General features: G+C 70.8%; 16 protein-coding genes. 15 read left to right on the top strand and 1 reads right to left on the bottom strand.

The annotated features are described in order from the left end of the window. The first annotated feature begins 249 nt into the window (after positions 1–249). The 14 genes from J2Z79_RS17495 (at position 250) to J2Z79_RS17430 (ending at position 15539) form a co-directional block, all read left to right on the top strand. Positions 250–1050: a DUF4261 domain-containing protein gene (locus tag J2Z79_RS17495; protein ID WP_209468190.1), complete on the top strand. Its 801-nt coding sequence runs from the start codon at positions 250–252 to the stop codon at positions 1048–1050. Positions 1051–1072: 22 nt separating this feature from the next. After that, positions 1073–1888, top strand: a complete 816-nt coding sequence (locus tag J2Z79_RS17490; RefSeq protein ID WP_209468189.1) for a DUF4261 domain-containing protein — start codon at positions 1073–1075, stop codon at positions 1886–1888. A 101-nt stretch (positions 1889–1989) separates the two neighbouring features. Continuing rightward, positions 1990–5151 carry an HAD-IC family P-type ATPase gene (locus tag J2Z79_RS17485; protein WP_209468188.1) on the top strand — a complete coding sequence of 1054 codons (3162 nt, stop codon included), beginning with the start codon at positions 1990–1992 and terminating at the stop codon, positions 5149–5151. Between the two features lie 94 nt (positions 5152–5245). Next, complete coding sequence (locus tag J2Z79_RS17480) at positions 5246–6532, top strand: hypothetical protein (RefSeq protein ID WP_209468187.1); 1287 nt, start codon at positions 5246–5248, stop codon at positions 6530–6532. A 171-nt stretch (positions 6533–6703) separates the two neighbouring features. After that, positions 6704–7582 carry a YicC/YloC family endoribonuclease gene (locus J2Z79_RS17475; protein ID WP_209468186.1) on the top strand — a complete coding sequence of 293 codons (879 nt, stop codon included), beginning with the start codon at positions 6704–6706 and terminating at the stop codon, positions 7580–7582. Positions 7583–7610: 28 nt separating this feature from the next. Then, positions 7611–7901 carry an extracellular matrix/biofilm regulator RemA gene (gene remA / locus J2Z79_RS17470; protein WP_209468185.1) on the top strand — a complete coding sequence of 97 codons (291 nt, stop codon included), beginning with the start codon at positions 7611–7613 and terminating at the stop codon, positions 7899–7901. Between the two features lie 2 nt (positions 7902–7903). Continuing rightward, positions 7904–8539, top strand: a complete 636-nt coding sequence (gene gmk, locus J2Z79_RS17465; RefSeq protein ID WP_209468184.1) for a guanylate kinase — start codon at positions 7904–7906, stop codon at positions 8537–8539. Continuing rightward, entirely contained in the window at positions 8536–8745 is a 210-nt protein-coding gene (gene rpoZ, locus J2Z79_RS17460) for a DNA-directed RNA polymerase subunit omega (RefSeq protein WP_209468183.1), read from the top strand. Before gmk ends, rpoZ begins: the two co-directional genes overlap by 4 nt. Before the next feature lie 89 nt (positions 8746–8834). After that, the gene (gene coaBC / locus J2Z79_RS17455; protein ID WP_209468182.1) at positions 8835–10100 is read left to right on the top strand and encodes a bifunctional phosphopantothenoylcysteine decarboxylase/phosphopantothenate--cysteine ligase CoaBC; all 1266 of its coding nucleotides are present in this window, start codon (positions 8835–8837) and stop codon (positions 10098–10100) included. Then, the gene (gene priA, locus J2Z79_RS17450) at positions 10093–12384 is read left to right on the top strand and encodes a primosomal protein N' (RefSeq protein WP_209468181.1); all 2292 of its coding nucleotides are present in this window, start codon (positions 10093–10095) and stop codon (positions 12382–12384) included. Before coaBC ends, priA begins: the two co-directional genes overlap by 8 nt. A gap of 110 nt (positions 12385–12494) precedes the next feature. After that, the gene (gene def / locus J2Z79_RS17445; RefSeq protein ID WP_209468180.1) at positions 12495–13196 is read left to right on the top strand and encodes a peptide deformylase; all 702 of its coding nucleotides are present in this window, start codon (positions 12495–12497) and stop codon (positions 13194–13196) included. Between the two features lie 5 nt (positions 13197–13201). After that, entirely contained in the window at positions 13202–14140 is a 939-nt protein-coding gene (gene fmt, locus J2Z79_RS17440; RefSeq protein ID WP_425353543.1) for a methionyl-tRNA formyltransferase, read from the top strand. Positions 14141–14264: 124 nt separating this feature from the next. Next, on the top strand, positions 14265–14957 hold the full coding sequence (locus J2Z79_RS17435) for a zinc metallopeptidase (RefSeq protein WP_209468191.1): 693 nt from the start codon (positions 14265–14267) through the stop codon (positions 14955–14957). A gap of 177 nt (positions 14958–15134) precedes the next feature. Then, positions 15135–15539, top strand: coding sequence for a hypothetical protein (locus tag J2Z79_RS17430; protein ID WP_209468178.1), 405 nt, complete (start codon positions 15135–15137; stop codon positions 15537–15539). Positions 15540–15707: 168 nt separating this feature from the next. On the opposite strand, the gene J2Z79_RS17425 is transcribed toward J2Z79_RS17430, so the two are convergent. Continuing rightward, positions 15708–15845 carry a hypothetical protein gene (locus J2Z79_RS17425; protein WP_209468177.1) on the bottom strand — a complete coding sequence of 46 codons (138 nt, stop codon included), beginning with the start codon at positions 15843–15845 and terminating at the stop codon, positions 15708–15710. A 60-nt stretch (positions 15846–15905) separates the two neighbouring features. Here J2Z79_RS17425 and rsmB point away from each other — a divergent pair, with 60 nt between their 5' ends. Beyond that, positions 15906–17285 carry a 16S rRNA (cytosine(967)-C(5))-methyltransferase RsmB gene (rsmB, locus tag J2Z79_RS17420; RefSeq protein WP_209468176.1) on the top strand — a complete coding sequence of 460 codons (1380 nt, stop codon included), beginning with the start codon at positions 15906–15908 and terminating at the stop codon, positions 17283–17285. The last annotated feature ends 129 nt before the right edge of the window (positions 17286–17414 follow it).

Here is a 17414-nt window from a genome sequence, read left to right as displayed (position 1 = left end):
TCACCGCTCGACAACACTCCAAAGAGGCTTAGCCGGTCCTTTATCTGGCACTACATACCACCAAGCGCCTCTCGTGAGCCGACCTGCGGCCACCAGAGGCGCCTTTGTCTGCAACCTGAAAAGGGACCGCTGGCGGTCCCTTTTTCTTGTGTGATTCCGTCTGTGTGTGCGACGTTGAAATGTCAGGGTAGAAAAGGAATTCACGAAACAGATCGAGAAGTGAGAGGAAACTGATCCGGAGGTACTTGAATGGACAAGCAGAACTCTCCGCTGATGGCCATGATGTTCCTGCGTGAACCGGTGGAGCCGGACCCCAAAGCCGTCGCCGCCCGCCTGAGGGCCCGCTCCAGCTGCCGCTACGAGCTGAGGTGGGACGAGGCCGCGGACGGCACCCGCTTCTACTCCTTGAACGGCCGGCAGGTCGTCGTCGCCCTGATGCGCGCGCCCATCCCGCCGGGCGACTGGGAGGAGGGCTGCGCAAACCACCGGTACTGGCCCCAGGCTGCGAAGGTCCTCCGGCAGCACCGGGCCCACCTGATCATCAGCCTCATGTGGGATCAGGATGACCCCATCGACCGCCACCTGCTGTTCACAGACTTCGTCGCCGCCGTGAGCGAGGCGGTGGACGGGCTGGGGATCCTGTGGGGGCGGCACGGAGCGCTGCGGTCGGCTGAACTCTTCCGGGAGCTGGCTTCCAAGGCGTCCGAGGACAGCCTTCCGCTGCCGCTGTGGGTGGACTTCGAGCCGGTCAGGCATGAAGGCAAGTTCTTCATGGTGACCACTGGCCTGGACGCCTTCGGGGTGATGGAGGTGGAGGTCGGTTCGGCCCGCCTGAAGCCGGACGAACTGTTTGACAGGCTCCTTTGCGTCGCCCACTACCTCTGCACCCACGGCCCCGTTCTGAAGGACGGCGACACGGTCGGCGGGTCGGCGAGGGAGCGGATCCCCGTCCGGCACACCGACTCGGTCCTGGACCGTCCCGGTCCGGTGATCCGGATCGATTTTGACGCCGGAAGGCGCGGGTTGCTGTCACGGTTGTTCGGCAGGTAGTGGTCCCTTGGGAGGTGCCGGAATGGATCGCCGCAACCGACCGCTCGTCGTCATGGTGCTCCTGCGTGAGCCGGCCATGCCAGACCCGGAAGCCATCGCCAGCTGCCTGGAGAGCCGCTGTGGAGAGCGCTACCACGTGCGGTGGGATGGCCCGGTCGAGGGGCAGGCGGATGACAGCCGCATCTTCACCGTGAACGGCCAGTCGGTGAAGATGGGCCTGATCCCCGGTCCGGTCCCGCAGGCCGCGTGGGAGGCCGCCTGCGCACGGAACGCGTTCTGGCCCGAGGGTACTGAGGTCTGCAGGCAGCATCGGGCCCATCTGATCGTCGCCTTCCAGGGGGATTGGGGCGACCCGATCCGCCGCCACCTCCTGCTCACTGACTTTGTCGCGGCGCTGAGCGAGGCTGCTGACGCGCTGGCCGTCCTCTGGGGGCCGCTGGGGGTCATCCAGCCGGCCGAGTACTTCCGGGAGCACGCGGCCGGGGCGTCCACGGACGACCTGCCGCTCCAGCTGTGGGTCAACTTCATCCTGATGCGAGACGCCGACAAGCAGTTCGTGGTGACCTCCGGCCTTGACGCGTTTGGCGTGCGGGAGGTGGAGGGCAGTTCGAGCCGCATGCAGCCGTTTGACCTGGTCGGGAGGGTCTTTGACGCAGCCTACTACCTCTGCACCCACGGGCCCGTAATGAACGACGGCGACACGTTCGGCTGCTCGGATGCGGAGCAGATCCCCGTCCGGCACACGAACTCGGTGCTGGACCGCCCCGGGCCGGTGATCCGGCTGGATTTTGACGGTGCAAGGCGCGGGCTGCTCTCACGACTGTTGAGCAGGCGCTAGGCCGCCTACCCCGGCCGCGTGGCCGGGGTAGGCGCGGTTGTCCGCGCGCCCGGTCTACCCCTCTGTCCTCCAGCGTACGGTTGGACAGAGGTGAAGCCCGCATGTCGAAACCCTGGCACCAGATGGGGGCGGACGAGGTCTCTGCCGCCCTCGGAAGCGACGCGGCCGCCGGCCTCTCCGAGATGGAGTGCCGGCGGCGGTTGGACGAGTTCGGCCCCAACCTGCTGGCGGGGGCGCCCCGGGTCCCCTGGTGGCGCATCCTGCTGGCGCAGTTTCAGGATTTCATGGTCGTCGTGCTCCTGGTGGCGACCGCCATCTCCTACGGCATGGGCGAGACGGCGGATGCCATCACCATCGTCGTGATCGTGATCCTGAACGCCGTGCTCGGCTTCGTGCAGGAGTTCCGGGCTGAGCGTTCACTCGAGGCGCTGAAAGACCTGACGGCGCCCACGGCCCGCGTCCGGCGCGGTGGTCAGGAGATGACGGTCGCCGCGCGCGACCTCGTGCCCGGCGACCTGGTGCTGCTGGAGGCGGGCGACCGCATCCCGGCGGACGCCCGCCTGGTGGAGGCGACCGGCCTGGAGGTGGAGGAGTCGGCGCTCACCGGGGAGTCGCTGCCGGTGCGCAAGTCGGCGGCCTGGACCGGCGGGCCCGACGCCCCCCTGGGCGACCGGCGCAACATGCTCTACATGGGCACCACCGCCACCCGGGGCCGGGGGACCGCCATCGTGGTCGCCACCGGCATGCAGACCGAGATGGGCCGCATCGCCAACCTCATCCAGGAGGTGGGCGAGGAGGAGACGCCGCTGCAGAAGCGGCTGGCCCAGCTGGGCAAGTGGCTGGTGGCGGCCTGCCTGGCGGTCTGCGCCATCGTGGTGCTGGCCGGCCTGCTGCGGGAGGAGGCGCTGACCCGCTCCGGGCTCTCGCAGCTCTTCCTGGCGGGCGTGTCGCTGGCCGTGGCCGCCATCCCCGAGGGGCTGCCGGCCATCGTCACCGTCGCCCTCGCCCTCGGCGTGCAGCGGATGATCCGGCGCAACGCGATCGTCCGGAAGCTCCAGGCGGTGGAGACCCTGGGCTGCGCCACCGTCATCTGCTCGGACAAGACCGGCACCCTCACCAAGAACGAGATGATGGTGCGGGCCGCCTGGGCGGGCGGCCGGCGCTACGTCGTGACCGGCGACGGCTACCGCCCGGCGGGCGAGTTCCTCCGGGGGGACGTCCCCGTGAGCGCGCAGGAGGAGCCCGACCTGGCCCAGGCGCTGAAGTCGGCGGCCCTCTGCTCCAACGCCCGGCTGGTCCAGGTCGCACCCAGCCGGCGCAGCAGGCGGAAGGGCGGCCGCGGCGGCCCGGGCGCAGCGGGGATGCTCAGTCGACCTGTCGCCGGGGCAGCGGCGAAGGGTGAGTACGCCATCCAGGGCGACCCCACGGAGGGCGCGCTGGTCGTGGCGGCGCAGAAGGGCGGCTACCGCCTGGCCGTCCTGCACGACCGGTGCCCGCGGCTCCTCGAGGTCCCCTTCGAGTCGGAGCGGCGGCGGATGAGCGTGCTCACCGCCGACGAGGCCGGCGGCGTCACGGTGCACGTCAAGGGCGCGCCGGACGTGATCCTCGAGCTCTCCACCCACATCCTTCGGGACGGGCGGATCGTGCCCCTCACCGACGAGGACCGCCAGGCGATCCTCGACGAGAACCAGCGCATGGCCGACGAGGCCCTGCGGGTCCTGGCCGTCGCCTTCCGCCCCCGGCCGCTGGCCAAGGGAGCGGGGGCGCCTGCCACGGGTACGGGAGCCCCCGGAGCAAGCGCGCCTGCCACGGGTACGGGAGCGCCGGCCATGGGAGCAAGCGCGCCTGCCACGGGTACGGGAGCGCCGGGCATGGGAGCAAGCGCGCCGGCCACGGGTACGGGAGCCCCGGCTATGGGAGCAAGCGCGCCCGCCACGGGTGCTGTGGCGCCGGCCAAGGGAGCGAAAGCGCCGGCCAAGGAGGCTGGGCTCCCGGCCCGGAGGGAGGACCCGATCGCCCTGGGACAGGGGTTTGAGGACCTGAGAGAACTCACCACCGACCAGGCCTCGGCGCTGCTGGAGCGGGACCTGGTCTTCCTGGGCCTCTTCGGCATGATCGACCCGCCGCGGCCCGAGGTGAAGAAGGCCGTGGCGGAGGCCAGCCGGGCGGGCATCCGCACGGTGATGATCACCGGCGACCACCCGGCCACCGCCCTGGCCGTGGCCCGGGAGCTGGGCATCGTCGGGCCCAACGGGCAGGCGCTGACCGGGCGGGACCTCGACCGGATGACCGACTCGCAGCTCATCGAGGCGGTGCAGGAGTGCCGGGTCTTCGCCCGGGTCTCGCCGCAGCACAAGCTGCAGATCGTCCGGGCGCTCAAGGCGCTGGGCGAGGTGGTGGCGATGACCGGCGACGGGGTCAACGACGCGCCGGCGGTGAAGGAGGCCGACATCGGCATCGCCATGGGCCGGACGGGCACCGACGTCACGAAGGAGGCGTCGGCCATGATCCTCGCCGACGACAACTACGCGACGATCGTCGCCGCCGTGGAGGAAGGCCGGGGAATCTACGACAACATCCGCAAGTTCATCCGCTATCTCCTGTCCTGCAACACCGGCGAGGTCCTGACGATGTTCCTGGCCGCGATCATGCGCATGCCGCTGCCGCTCCTGCCGATCCAGATCCTGTTCGTCAACCTCGTCACCGACGGGCTGCCGGCGATGGCGCTGGGCGTCGACCCGACAGACCCCGACGTGATGCGCCGGCCGCCGCGCAGGCCCGACGAGGGCGTCTTCGCCCGCCGCCTGGGCATCAAGGTGCTGGGGCGCGGGGTGCTGATCGGCCTGGGCACCCTCACGGCCTTCCTCATCGCCTTCTTCGCCCTGCCGGGCACGCCCGGGGTGGCGCCGTACGACGACCCGGCGATCCTCGGCCCGGCCCGCACCATGGCGCTGGCGACCCTGGTCTGCGCCCAGCTGATCCACGTGTTCGACTGCCGCTCCGAGCGGCGGGCGATCTGGGAGACGCCGCTCTCTTCCAATCCCTGGCTCGTCGCCGCCGTGGCGTCGTCGGTCACCGCGCTGCTGCTGGCCGTCTACTGGCCGCCGCTGGCCAAAGTCTTCGGCACCGCGCCGCTTCAGCTCTGGCAGTGGCTGGTGGTGCTGCTCCTGGCCAGCGCCGGCGAGGTGATCGTCGCCGTCCGCCGCCTGATTCTGTTCGGCCGGCCGCTGCGCGCACGCGTGCACATCGAGGAGGAAGCATAGCGTTCGCCGTTTCCGGTCAACCTATCCGCAGGTCGCGCATGCAGGCGTGCCCGCGCACGCCACGCAGCAAGTCCTGCAGGAAGGGAGATCGGCCGTGAAGCGCTTACCACTTGCGAAGTGGCTCGGCCTCGCCACGGCGGCCGCGGTCATGGCCGCCGGGTGTACTGCCCAGCCGCAGAATGCGAACCGACTGAACCAGAGCACCGTCTTCACCACCACAGGCGACAACGACCAGTGCGCCGCGGCCCTGGGCAACACCGTGGACACCGCCGCCTACTGGGGCGGTGCGGTCACCGGGATCAACCGGAACGTCACCGCCAACGGCCTGATCATCGGCAACGTTGCCCTGGTCGCCCTGCCCGGCGAGTCCCAGAACATCCCCGTGACCGGCACCACGGGCGTCGGGACGGCCCGGATCACGCCTGCGCCTGCCGCCCCGCGCACGGGCAGCGCGGCGACCGGCGCGGGCCAGGGCACCGGCAACGGGATCGCGGCGGGCATCAATGCCCAGACCGGGGCGGGCACGGCCGCCGGCGTGGGCACCGATGACGGCATGCCCCTGGCGGGCGTGACCCCCCGCACGGATCCGACCCTGGGCGACACCCGCATCGGCGCGGCCGCAGGCACCCCGATGACTGCCGACGGCAGCGGTACGAGCGCGGGGGCAGCGACCGCGCCGGGCAACCGCACGGTCACGGGCGCCGGGGCCACAGCCGGCAACCGCACGATGGCGGGTACGGGAACGGCCGCCGGTAACCGCACGCACGTGGGTGGCGGGACCGCCGACACCGGCACGCTTCCCGGCGCGGGTGCGCCCGTTGGCAACCGCACGGCTGCGGGCACGGGCGGCGCCGCCGCGACCCGGATGGGCACCGGGACGCCCGCAGGCACCCGTGCCAACGCCGGGACCGCGGCCCGGTACGGCGCGGTCGGCTCGCCAGCCGTCAACCGGCTGAACCCGGTGGAGCGGATCCGCATCGCCTGCCCGCGGGTGGCGGACATCCGCGTGGTGAACGACGCAAACGACCGGAGCCGTCTGGCCCAGATCACGGCGGCCGTGCGCTCCGGGCGCCCGATCACGGAGTTCATGGGCGAACTGACCGCCATCTCGCAGCGGGCGACCTCGGCCGGCCCCGGGGCCGACGTCCGCAGGCTCAACACCAACGCCCCGGCTGGCACCCGGCCCCCCGGCACGACCAATCCGGGGACGCCAGCTCCCGGAACCACCGCTCCCGGGACGAGAACGCCTGGCATGACCACACCCGGCACGCCGACACCCGGGGCGCCAACTCCGGGCGCGACCCGGATGCCGGCGCCGGGCACCCGGGCCGGCGGGACTGGCACCACCTCGCCCGGCCAGGGAGTCGAGACCACGCCGTGAAGGCCGGACCCCCTCCGCAATGCGACTGCGGAGGGGGTTCCTGGCTTTCGGGGGAGAATCCTGGGTACGCTGAGGAGGAAGGGGTTTTTGAAGTAGCGAACCGATCTTGATGAAGTCTCACACAGAACGGCGGGCGGCAGCGTGCCCGCCGCAGAGGAGGTCGCCACGCGTTTGGTACGCAGCATGACCGGTTTCGGCCGCGGCGAGGCCGAGGGTGAGGCGGGCAAGATCACGGTGGAGATCAAGGCGGTGAACCACCGCTTCTCCGAGGTCGTGTTCCGCATGCCGCGCCAGTTCAGCGCACTGGAGGACCCGGCCCGCAAGCGCATCCTCGGCCGGGTGAACCGCGGCCGGCTGGAGGTATATGTCGCCTGGGAACCCTCGGCGGGGGCAAGGGAGGCAAAGGTTGACAAGAACCTGGCCCTGGCGTATTATAATGCTTTGAGGCAGCTAGCGGAAGAGATTGGGAGCAATCCGGAGATATCGCTCGATACGCTGGCGAGACTGCCCGAGGTCCTCTCCGTTTCGGAAGGGACGGTGACCGACGAGCAGATCTGGGCCGTGATGGAACCGGCCCTCGACGAGGCGGTCTCCCGGCTGATCGCGATGCGCGAGCGGGAGGGGGAGGCCCTGGCGGCCGACCTGGAGCAGCGGATTGCCCGCATCGACTCTTTCCGCGCCGCCGCGGCGGCCCGGGCGCCGGAGGTCGTCGAGGAGTACCGCCAGCGGCTGACCCGCCGGCTGGAGGAGCTGCTGCCGCCCACCAATCCGGTGGACCCGCAGCGGCTGGCCCAGGAGGTCGCCCTGTTCGCCGACCGGGCGGACATCACCGAGGAGACCCAGCGCCTGGCCAGCCACATCGCCCAGTTCCGGCAGGCGCTCCGGTCCGACGAGGCCGTGGGCCGGAAGCTGGACTTCCTGGTGCAGGAGCTGGGGCGCGAGGTCAACACCATCGGCTCCAAGGCCAACGACGCAGTGCTCACCGCGGCTGTGGTAGAGGCCAAGAGCGAGCTGGAGAAGATCAGGGAACAGGTACAGAATCTCGAGTAATGGTGCAAGCAAGAGGGAGGCCCGGGCTGTGGGAGAGATCAAGCTGGTCAACATCGGCTTTGGCAACATCGTTGCCGCGAACCGGATCGTTGCGATCGTGAGTCCGGAGTCCGCCCCCATCAAGCGCATCATCTCCGAAGCGCGCGACAAGGGAACACTGATCGATGCGACATACGGCCGGCGCACGCGGGCGGTCGTCATCACCGACTCCGACCACGTGGTGCTCTCGGCCGTTCAGCCCGAGACCGTGGCCAACCGGCTCACCGCCAAGGAAGCCAGCAGCATCAGCGACGACGCAGAAGAAGAGGGCGAAGCATAACCATGCCCAGCAATCCACGGGGTCTCCTGATCGTGGTCACGGGCCCGTCGGCCGTGGGGAAGGGCACCATCTGCCGCGCCCTGCTGGCCGGAAATCCGGATATTCGCTTTTCGGTCTCCTGCACCACCCGGCCCAAGCGTCCCGGCGAGGTGGACGGCGTGGAGTATTACTTCATCTCCCGCGAGGAGTTCCAGCGCCGCATCGCCGCCGGCGAGTTCCTGGAGTGGGCCGAGGTCTACGGCAACTACTACGGCACCCCCCGCTCGTACGTGGAGGAAGTGACGGCGCGGGGGCAGGACGTGATCCTGGACATCGACCGGGTGGGCGCCAGGGCCGTGCGTGAGCACTACCCCGACGCCGTCTCCGTGTTCGTCCTCCCGCCCTCGCTGGAGGCGCTGCGCCAGCGCATCGCCGCCCGGGGTACCGAGACGCCGGAGGCGGTCGCCCGGCGTCTGGCCGAGGCCCCCGAGTGGATCCGGGAGGGCCTCACCTACGACTACGTGATCGTCAACGACGACCTCAACCGGGCCGTCGCGGAGCTGAGGGCCATCATCACGGCCGAGAAGGCCCGCACGGCGCGGGGTGGGGCCTTGCTGATCCAGACTCTGCTTGAGAAGGGAGCGCTCACGGAAGAATGATCAAGCCCTCTCTTGATCAGCTGATGGATCTGGTGGACTCCAAGTACACGCTTGTGATCCTGGCGGCCCGCCGGGCGCGGGACCTGCAGGACGGCAAGCCGAAGCTGGTCGAGTCCCAGTCCAACAAGCCTGTTACCATAGCGCTGGAGGAGTTGGGCGCCGGCAAGCTCTTCTTCGAGCGCGGCAAGCCCACCCAGCTCGGTTGAGTCCTACCTGTCCGCCCGTTGAGGGCGCCCGCCCCGGGCGCCCTCTTCGATCTGTTTCCGGCAAGTTGACCGCAAAGGAAGGGTCGGCGATGCTGCAAGGGAAGACGGTCCTGCTCGGGGTCAGCGGCGGAATTGCCGCCTACAAGGCGGTGGAGATCTGCTCCCGGCTGGTGAAGCTGGGCGCGGAGGTCCATGTGCTCATGACGGAGGCGGCCACCCGGCTGGTGGCCCCGCTCACGTTCCAGGCCATCTCAGGCAATCCGGTGAAGGTCGACCTGATGGGCGAGCAGGTGCACGGCCACGTGGACCACGTGACGCTGACGCACCGCGCCGACCTGCTCATCGTGGCCCCGGCCACCGCCAACACCATCGCCCGGCTGGCCGGCGGCCACGCGGGCGACTGGATCACCGTCACCGCGCTGGGCGTGCGCTGCCCGGTGCTGCTGGCGCCGGCGATGGAGGCGGAGATGTACGCCAACCCCCTGACGCAGCGGAACCTGCGCATCCTGGCCGACCTGGGCTGGACGATCATGGAGCCCGAGGAGGGCCGCCTCGCCTCGGGGCTGATGGGCAAGGGCCGGCTGCCGGAGCCCGCGGCCATCGTCGAGCGGGCGCTGGCGCTGCTGGGGGGAAACCCCGCACCGGGCGCTGGCTGTGCGGGTGCTGAGGGCGCCGGGGCGCGCACCCGGGACCTGGCGGGCCGCAGAGTGCTGGTGACCGCCGGTACGACCCGGGAGCCCTTCGACCCGGTCCGGTTTATCGGCAACCGCTCCACCGGGCGGATGGGTTACGCCATCGCCGCGGCTGCTGCGGCCCGGGGGGCGGAGGTGGTGCTGGTCAGCGGGCCCACCAGCCTGGAGCCGCCGCAGGGGGTCCGGGTGGTGGCCGTCGAGTCCTGCCTGCAGATGCTGGAGGCCTGCCTCGCCGAGTTCCCGACGGCGGACATCACCGTGGCGGCGGCCGCGCCGGCCGACTACCGGCCCGCGACCGTGGCGCCGGAGAAGATCAAGAAGGCGGGCGACGAGCTGACGGTCACCCTGGTGAAGAACCCCGACATCATCGCCGAGCTGGGGCGGCGCAAGCGCCCCGGCCAGGTGACCGTCGCCTTTGCCGCCGAGACGGAGCACCTGCTGGAGAACGCCCGGCAGAAGCTGGTGAGCAAGCATGCCGACTTCGTCGTGGCCAACGACGTGACGGCGGAGGGCGCGGGCTTCGGCACCGAGACCAACCGGGTCGTCTTCGTCACGCCGGACGGCGCCGAGGAGCTGCCCCTCATGACCAAGCGGGAGGTCGCCGACCGCATCCTGGACCGTGCTGCGGCGCTGCTGGAGGGCGGGGCGCACGGCGATGCGTGAGCGGGATGGGATGGGCGCGGGCGGCCCGCGGGTGGAAGCGGGCGCCGAGTTCGCCCAGGTCGCCGTCGACGTGACGGCTGAGGGGACCGACAAGCTCTTCACCTACCTCGTGCCCCGCAGCCTGGCCGGGCGGCTGCAGCCCGGGCAGTGGGTGCGGGTGCCCTTCGGCCACCAGCGGATGGTGGGCCTCTACGTGGGCCCGGCCGAGCGGGCGCCGGAGGGCGTCGCCCTGAAGGAGATCGCCGGCCTCCTGCCCGAGATCCCGCCGATTCCGGCCCCGCTGGTGCAGCTGGCCCGGTGGACGGCCGACCGGTACCTCTCCACCTTCCCCGCCGCGCTGCGGCTCCTGCTGCCGCCCGAGGCGCGCCGGCAGGAGGTGCGCACGCTCACGATCACCAGCTACAGGCTGAACGTGGACGACGTGGAGGCCCTGGTGGAGCAGCTGGGCAGGCGGGCTCCCCGCCAGGCCGAGCTGCTCACCTATATGGCGCGGGTCGGGGGCGAGGCCGAGCGGGCGCAGGTGCTGGCCGACCTGGGCGAGTCCATCGCCGGGCCGATCAAGGTGGCCCTGGAGAAGGGGTGGCTGGTGGCAGGCCGGGTGGCCCGCCGGCGCGATCCCTTCGCCGGCGAGCAGGTCATCCCGACGCCGCCGCCCGTGCTCACCCCCGAGCAGCAGCAGGCGCTGGACTCCATCCGCCAGGAGCTGATCGCCCCGCCGGGCTTCCGGCAGCCGGTGCTGATCCACGGCGTGACCGGCTCCGGCAAGACCGAGCTCTACCTCAGGGCCATCGCCATGGTGCGGGAGATGGGGCGGAACGCCATCTGCCTCGTGCCCGAGATCTCGCTGACACCGCAGATGATCCAGCGGTTCCGGGCGCGCTTCGGCGGCGAGGTCGCGGTGCTCCACTCCGCCCTGTCGGCGGGGGAGAAGTTCGACGAGTGGCAGCGGATCCGCCGGGGCGAGGTCTCGATCGTCGTCGGCGCGCGGTCAGCCGTGTTCGCGCCTTTCGAGAACGTGGGGCTCATCATCATCGACGAGGAGCACGAGCAGTCCTACAAGCAGGAGTCGCCGCCGCCGGCCTACCACGCCCGGGAGGTGGCGGCCGAGCGGGCCCGGCTCGAGGGTGCGCTGCTGGTGCTGGGGTCGGCGACGCCGGCACTGGAGTCGTTCCACCTGGCCCGGACCGGGGTCTACCGGCTGGTCTCGCTGGACCACCGGGTCGACGACCGGCCCATGCCCAGCGTCACCCTGGTGGACATGCGGGAGGAGCTCAGGGCCGGCAACCGGTCGATCTTCTCCCGGGCGCTGGTCGAGGCGCTGGACCAGACGCTCGCGGCCCGGGAGCAGGCGATTCTCTTCTTGAACCGCAGGGGTTACAATACATTCATCCTGTGCCGGACCTGCGGCGAGGCGATCCAGTGCGTCAGCTGCGCCGTCGCCATGACGTACCACCTGGGCGACGACCACCTGGCCTGCCACTACTGCGACCACACGGCCCCGGTGCCCACGGTCTGCCCCAAGTGCGGCTCCAAGGCGATCCGGCACCTGGGGGCGGGCACCGAGCGGGTGGAGGAGGAGCTGCGCAGGCTCTACCCGGGCGCCAGGGTGGCCCGCATGGACGTGGACACCACCCGGCGGAAGGGCTCGCACGCGGCCATCCTCAAGCGGTTCGCGAACCGCGAGGTCGACGTGCTGGTGGGCACGCAGATGATCACCAAGGGGCTGGACTTCCCCGACGTCACGCTGGTGGGGGTGGTCCTGGCCGACACGAGCCTGAACCTGCCCGACTTCCGGGCGGCCGAGCGGACCTTCCAGCTGGTGACCCAGGTGGCGGGACGGGCCGGCCGGGGCGAGCGGCCGGGGCGGGTGATCGTGCAGACGTACCAGCCGGACCACGCGTCGTTGCTGGCGGCGGCGGAGCACGACTACCACCGGTTCTTCGCCGAGGAGGTGAAGTTCCGGGAGCAGCTGGACTACCCGCCCTTCGCCCACATGATCCACCTGGTCCTCTCGGGCGAGGAGGAGGCCGCGGTGATCGAGACGGCCCGGGCGGTGCACCAGCTGTTGGTCAGCGGGGGGTTCAGCGGGCAGATCCTCGGCCCCGCGCCCGCGCCGCTGGCGAAGCTGCGGGGCCGGTACCGGCACCACCTGGTGCTGAAAGGGACCGACATCGGGACGATGACGGCCGAGGTCCGTGCGGCGTTCGCCGCCCGTCGGGGGACGTGGCGGAAGTCCCGGTCGGTCGCGCTGTCGGTGGATGTGGACCCCATGAGTATCCTGTAGGACCGAGCGCGGGCGCCGGCCCCCGGGGAGTGCGAAGCGACCTGTCGGGCCAGGCCCGGGCCCGCCCGTGTAAGATGGATTCGAGTAAGGTAGACGGAGGGTAACGAAGCATGGCCATACTGGAAATCGTGAAAGACCCGGCTGAGGTCCTGCGCAAGAAGGCGAAGCCGGTTACGAAGATCAACGCTGCGGTGCGCAAGCTGCTGGACGACATGACCGAGACGATGTACGCCGCCCCCGGAGTGGGCCTGGCCGCCCCGCAGGTGGGGGTCTCGAAGCGGATCATCGTGGTCGACCCCCAGGACGGGTCGGGCCAGCTCTACCAGCTGATCAACCCCGAGATCACCAAGGCCGAGGGCTGGGTGCAGGGCACGGAGGGCTGCCTCTCGATCCCCGGCATGGTGGGCGACGTGTGGCGCTACGAGAAGGTGCAGGTCGTGGCGCTGGACCGGACCGGCAAGAAGGTCTGGATCGACGCCGAGGGCTGGCTGGCCCGCATCTTCCAACACGAGATCGACCACCTGGACGGCATCCTGTACACCGACAAGTGCACCGACCTCCGTCCCGTTCCCCAGGGTGAGGAGGAGGCGGAGGAGGCTGCGCAGGCGCGCGCGGAGGCTGAACGAGCCGACGAGGCCGGCGCCGCCGATGCCGCCGCGGCAGGCGTCGAGGCGGAGGTTGCTGGCGAGGCGTCCGCGACGGGCGCCGACGCGGATCAGGCCGCCGAGCCCGCTGCGGCTGCCGCTGGCGCGAAGCGGACCCGTCGGCGCACCGCTGCGAAGGCCGATGCGGGGGCCGCGAAGGGGGAGTAGTTTTGCTGAAGATCCTCTTCATGGGCACCCCGGAGTTTGCGGCCACGTCCCTGAAGGCGCTGCTCGCCGCCGGCTACCCGGTGGTGGGCGTGGTGACGCAGCCGGACAAGCCGGCCGGCCGCGGCGGGAAGCTCCGCCCGTCGCCGGTGAAGGAGGTCGGGCTGGCCCACGGCCTGCCGGTCTTCCAGCCGCGGCGCCTGCGCCGCCCGGAGGTGGTCGCCCAGCTGAAGGAGCTGGGCTCCGACCTGACGGTGGTGGTAGCCTACGGGCAGATCCTCTCCAAGGAGGCGCTGGAGATCAGCCCGCTGGGGTCGATCAACGTGCACGGCTCGCTGCTGCCCCGGTGGCGGGGTGCGGCGCCGATTCAGCGGGCGATCATGGCGGGCGACACCGAGACCGGCGTCTGCACGATGTGGATGGACGAGGGCATGGATACCGGCGACGTCTGCCTGACGGCCCGGGTGCCCATCGGCCCGGACGCCACGGGTGGCGAGATCCACGACCGGCTGGCGGAGGTCGGGGCCGAACTGCTGGTGGAGACCCTGCGCCGGATCGAGGCCGGCGATGCGCCGCGCATCCCGCAGCCGGAGGAGGGCGTGACCTACGCCGCCAAGCTGGAGCGGGAGGACGAGCAGATCGACTGGTCCCGTCCCGCGCAGGACCTGCACAACCAGATCCGGGCGCTCAACCCGTGGCCCGGTGCTTACACGACGGGTCCAAAGGGAATGCTTAAGATATGGCGCACTTCCCTGCTGCCCGGCCACCCGCCGGGAGCCGAACCCGGCACGGTGGTCGAACTGGTGCGGGGGGTGGGCTTCGCCGTGGCCACCGGCGACGGCGCCCTCCTGGTGCGCGAGGTGCAGCCGCCCGGGAAGGGCCGCATGGACGCATGGTCCTACGTGAACGGCGGCGGTGCTCGGGTGGGCACCCGGTTTGCGGGATGATCTGCAGGCGGCGCGAACCTGGAGACCCCTGCGCATAGTCTCAATAGAAAAGAAGCCTGGCCACCCGGCCGGGCGAACTCTGGCAAGATAACGGGAGGGTCCTGGCGTGCTACCATTCTACCCGATGGTATTTGATCCTACCTATGTGCTTCTGCTCCCGGCCATCATCATGGTCATCTGGGCGCAGGCGCGCGTGCGCAGCTCGTTCAACGAGTGGTCGCGGGTGGGTACCCGGTCGGGGGTGACGGCCGCGCAGGTCGCCCGTGACATCCTCGACCGCCACGGGCTGACCGACGTCCCCGTCGAGCGGGTGCGGGGCCACCTCTCCGACCACTACGACCCGAAGGCAAGGGTCGTCCGTCTCTCTGACTCGACCTACCACAGCAACTCCATCGCCGCCATCGGCGTGGCGGCCCACGAGGTGGGACATGCGATCCAGCACGAGCTCTCCTACACGCCGCTGCAGGTCCGCAACCTGATCTGGCCCGTGGCCCGGATCGGGGACGGCCTCGGCCCGTTCCTGGTCATCCTGGGGTTCTTCTTCGGCGGCCAGGGGGGCCTGTGGCTGATGGACCTCGGCATTCTCCTCTTCCTGGGCGCGGTCGTCTTCTACCTCATCACCCTGCCGGTGGAGTACAACGCCTCCAGCCGGGCGGTGGAGATCCTCGAGACCGGCGGGTACATGACCCGCCAGGAGGTCGAGGGGGCCCGGAAGGTGCTGAACGCCGCCGCGCTCACGTACGTGGCCGGCGCGGCCGCTGCGGTCATGAGCCTGGTGCGGCTGTTCTTCCTGCGCAGCATGGCGTCGGACGAGTAGGCTGCTGGGATCCGAACCGTAGAGGACCGGTGCGTGGCGCACGGCTGTGCGCCACGCTTTTCTGTGCCGGCGACAGCCCCGGCAGCTGCGCCAAGGCGGGCTGCCTTCCGGGACAGGCCGCCGGTCAACCGGCACGTGGTGACAGGTGCTCAGGACGTTGCTGGGGGCATCCACCGGTTGACCGTACCCGCCGCCGGGAATCCTAGGCCCACAGTCCCTGCGGAGGTGGTTACCATCAACCGAGTCCCAGTCTCCTTCCACGTCAAGGCGGTCGAAGGCAACGAGGAGCACCTGGCGATCGAGATCGGCGGGCGGGATGCGGGCGGGGCCGTGATCCGGTATGACTCCGCCACCGCCATCGTCGACGCGCGGCTGGAGGTCGCCGGCATTCCGCAGGTGACCTCGGCGCTCGACCGGTTCCACTACGAGTTCGCCTCGGAGCTGTTGGCCTACGTGCTGGACCGGGGCGCGATGGCCCAGGAGTCCGACGGGTCGATCATCTACGACCTCGGGTATACGTCTCATGCCCTGCCGCTGCCGGCCAACCACGAGGTCGGGCTGGGGTACCCCAACTCCTGGTGACGGCGCTTCCACGCCCAGCGACCGCTTCCAGTTGCTTCCCCTGTCGCCAGTGGTCTCCCCTCACACCGCGGCGACGCGGTGAACGCTGCTTGTTGTCTCCCCTCACTCGGCCGCGCCCCCCGAGCGCTGGCAACGGTCCCTTTCGCATCGTTTGGCCTCGGCGTACGGTCACTGCGCGCGGGCTGCCCACGACTCGCCGCCTTCCACCGCCGCGGGTAGCGAAAACGGCTGACGGGTGCTCGTCCTGCCGCTCCGCGGGATGAGCCGCTCGTCGATGCCGGCGGCGCGCAGGTGGAGGTTTGCCATGATCACCCTGCTTGCGGTACACTTTCCGGGGAGTCAGTACCATTCACTGGAGGCGAACCCATGCCGCGTCCCAAGCCCAAGCCCCCGCGCACCGGCCGCGAGGCGGCGCTGCGCGCCCTGCGCGACGTCGACGTCAAGGCGGCCTACGCCAATCTCGCCCTCGACCATCACCTCTCCGGCAGCGGGCTGGAGGGACGTGAGCGCGCCCTGGCCACCGAGCTGGCCTACGGCGTCACCCGCCGGCGGGCCACGCTCGACTGGGCCATCAGCCAGGTGGCCTCCCGGCCCCTGGAGCAGATGGACCCGTGGGTGCGCAACATCCTGCGGGAGGCCGTCTACCAGATCCTCTACATGGACCGCATCCCCGATTCGGCCGCCGTCGACGAGGCCGTGGAGCTGGCCAAGCAGTACGGCCACGCCGGGGTGGCCAAGTTCGTCAACGGCGTGCTGCGCAACCTGCTGCGCCGGCTGCCCGAGCTCGAGTGGCCCGACGAGGAGGCCGAGCCCGTCCGGGCGCTGGCGGTGAAACACTCCTATCCGGACTGGCTCGTCGCCGAGTGGCTGCAGCGCTTCGGCCGGGGCGAGGCCGTCCGCCTGCTGGAGGCGGGCAACGAGGTGCCGCCGCTGACGGTCCGGGTCAACCGGCTGAAGGCGACCCGGGAAGAGGCGGCGGCGGCCCTGGCGGAGGAGGGGGTGCGGACCGAGCCCACCCGCCACTCGCCGCAGGGGCTGATCATCCGCGACCTCACGTCGGCCTCCTGGCTGGACCGGCTGAAGGCGATGAAGCAGGGGCTGATCACGGTGCAGGACGAGTCCTCCATGCTGGTCGCGGCGGTCCTGGACCCGCAGCCCGGCTGGACGGTCATCGACGTGGCGGCGGCCCCCGGCGGGAAGGCCACCCACCTGGCGGAGCTGATGGGCAACCAGGGCCGGGTGATCGCCGTGGACATCCACCCGCACAAGGTGGACCTGATCGAGCAGAACGCCCGCCGGCTCGGGGCGACGATCGTGGAGGGCCTCTGCCTGGACGCCCGGCAGATCGGCGACGTCATGCCCGGCCGGGCCGACGCCGTCCTCTGCGACCTGCCCTGCTCGGGCCTGGGCACCCTGGCCCGCCGCCCCGACGCCCGGTGGCGGAAGAGCCCGGCGGACGTGGAGGCCCTGGTGCCGATTCAGCGGGCGATCCTGGAGTCGGCGGCGAAGGCCCTGAAGCCCGGCGGGGCGCTGGTCTACTCGACCTGTACGATCCAGCCGAAGGAGAACCAGGAGCTGGTGGAGGCATTCGTGGCCGACCACCCGGAGTTCCGGTTCGACGACATCTGGGCGCACCTGCCGCCCACGATCTCCCGGGAAGGCCGGGCGGAGGGGTACGTGCAGCTCCTGCCGCACGTCCACGGCACGGACGGGTTCTTCATCGCGCGGATGGTGAAGGCGGGGTAGCGGGTCGGAGCCGCGGGGTTATGCCCGCGGCTCGTGCGCGGTGCGCCCAGCATGGGCGCTGACTTGTTGGTGAAAGTCCAATACGGGCGAGGTGGCACCAGCCCGTTAGCCAAAGGCAAGGGCTGCCCA

This window comes from Symbiobacterium terraclitae, assembly GCF_017874315.1.
GTDB lineage: Bacteria > Bacillota > Sulfobacillia > Symbiobacteriales > Symbiobacteriaceae > Symbiobacterium > Symbiobacterium terraclitae.
Note: the sequence above shows the minus strand (reverse complement) of the source record. Positions and strands in the feature narration are given on the sequence as shown.

What these genes read in the sequence shown, in the direction of transcription:
- J2Z79_RS17490 (WP_209468189.1), top strand. Translation starts at nt 1,073, where the DNA reads ATGGATCGCCGCAACCGACCGCTCGTCGTCATGGTGCTCCTGCGTGAG.
- coaBC (WP_209468182.1), top strand. Translation starts at nt 8,835, where the DNA reads ATGCTGCAAGGGAAGACGGTCCTGCTCGGGGTCAGCGGCGGAATTGCC.
- J2Z79_RS17425 (WP_209468177.1), bottom strand. Translation starts at nt 15,845, where the DNA reads ATGGCAAACCTCCACCTGCGCGCCGCCGGCATCGACGAGCGGCTCATC.
- def (WP_209468180.1), top strand. Translation starts at nt 12,495, where the DNA reads ATGGCCATACTGGAAATCGTGAAAGACCCGGCTGAGGTCCTGCGCAAG.
- J2Z79_RS17485 (WP_209468188.1), top strand. Translation starts at nt 1,990, where the DNA reads ATGTCGAAACCCTGGCACCAGATGGGGGCGGACGAGGTCTCTGCCGCC.
- rsmB (WP_209468176.1), top strand. Translation starts at nt 15,906, where the DNA reads ATGCCGCGTCCCAAGCCCAAGCCCCCGCGCACCGGCCGCGAGGCGGCG.
- priA (WP_209468181.1), top strand. Translation starts at nt 10,093, where the DNA reads ATGCGTGAGCGGGATGGGATGGGCGCGGGCGGCCCGCGGGTGGAAGCG.
- gmk (WP_209468184.1), top strand. Translation starts at nt 7,904, where the DNA reads ATGCCCAGCAATCCACGGGGTCTCCTGATCGTGGTCACGGGCCCGTCG.
- J2Z79_RS17495 (WP_209468190.1), top strand. Translation starts at nt 250, where the DNA reads ATGGACAAGCAGAACTCTCCGCTGATGGCCATGATGTTCCTGCGTGAA.
- J2Z79_RS17435 (WP_209468191.1), top strand. Translation starts at nt 14,265, where the DNA reads ATGGTATTTGATCCTACCTATGTGCTTCTGCTCCCGGCCATCATCATG.
- rpoZ (WP_209468183.1), top strand. Translation starts at nt 8,536, where the DNA reads ATGATCAAGCCCTCTCTTGATCAGCTGATGGATCTGGTGGACTCCAAG.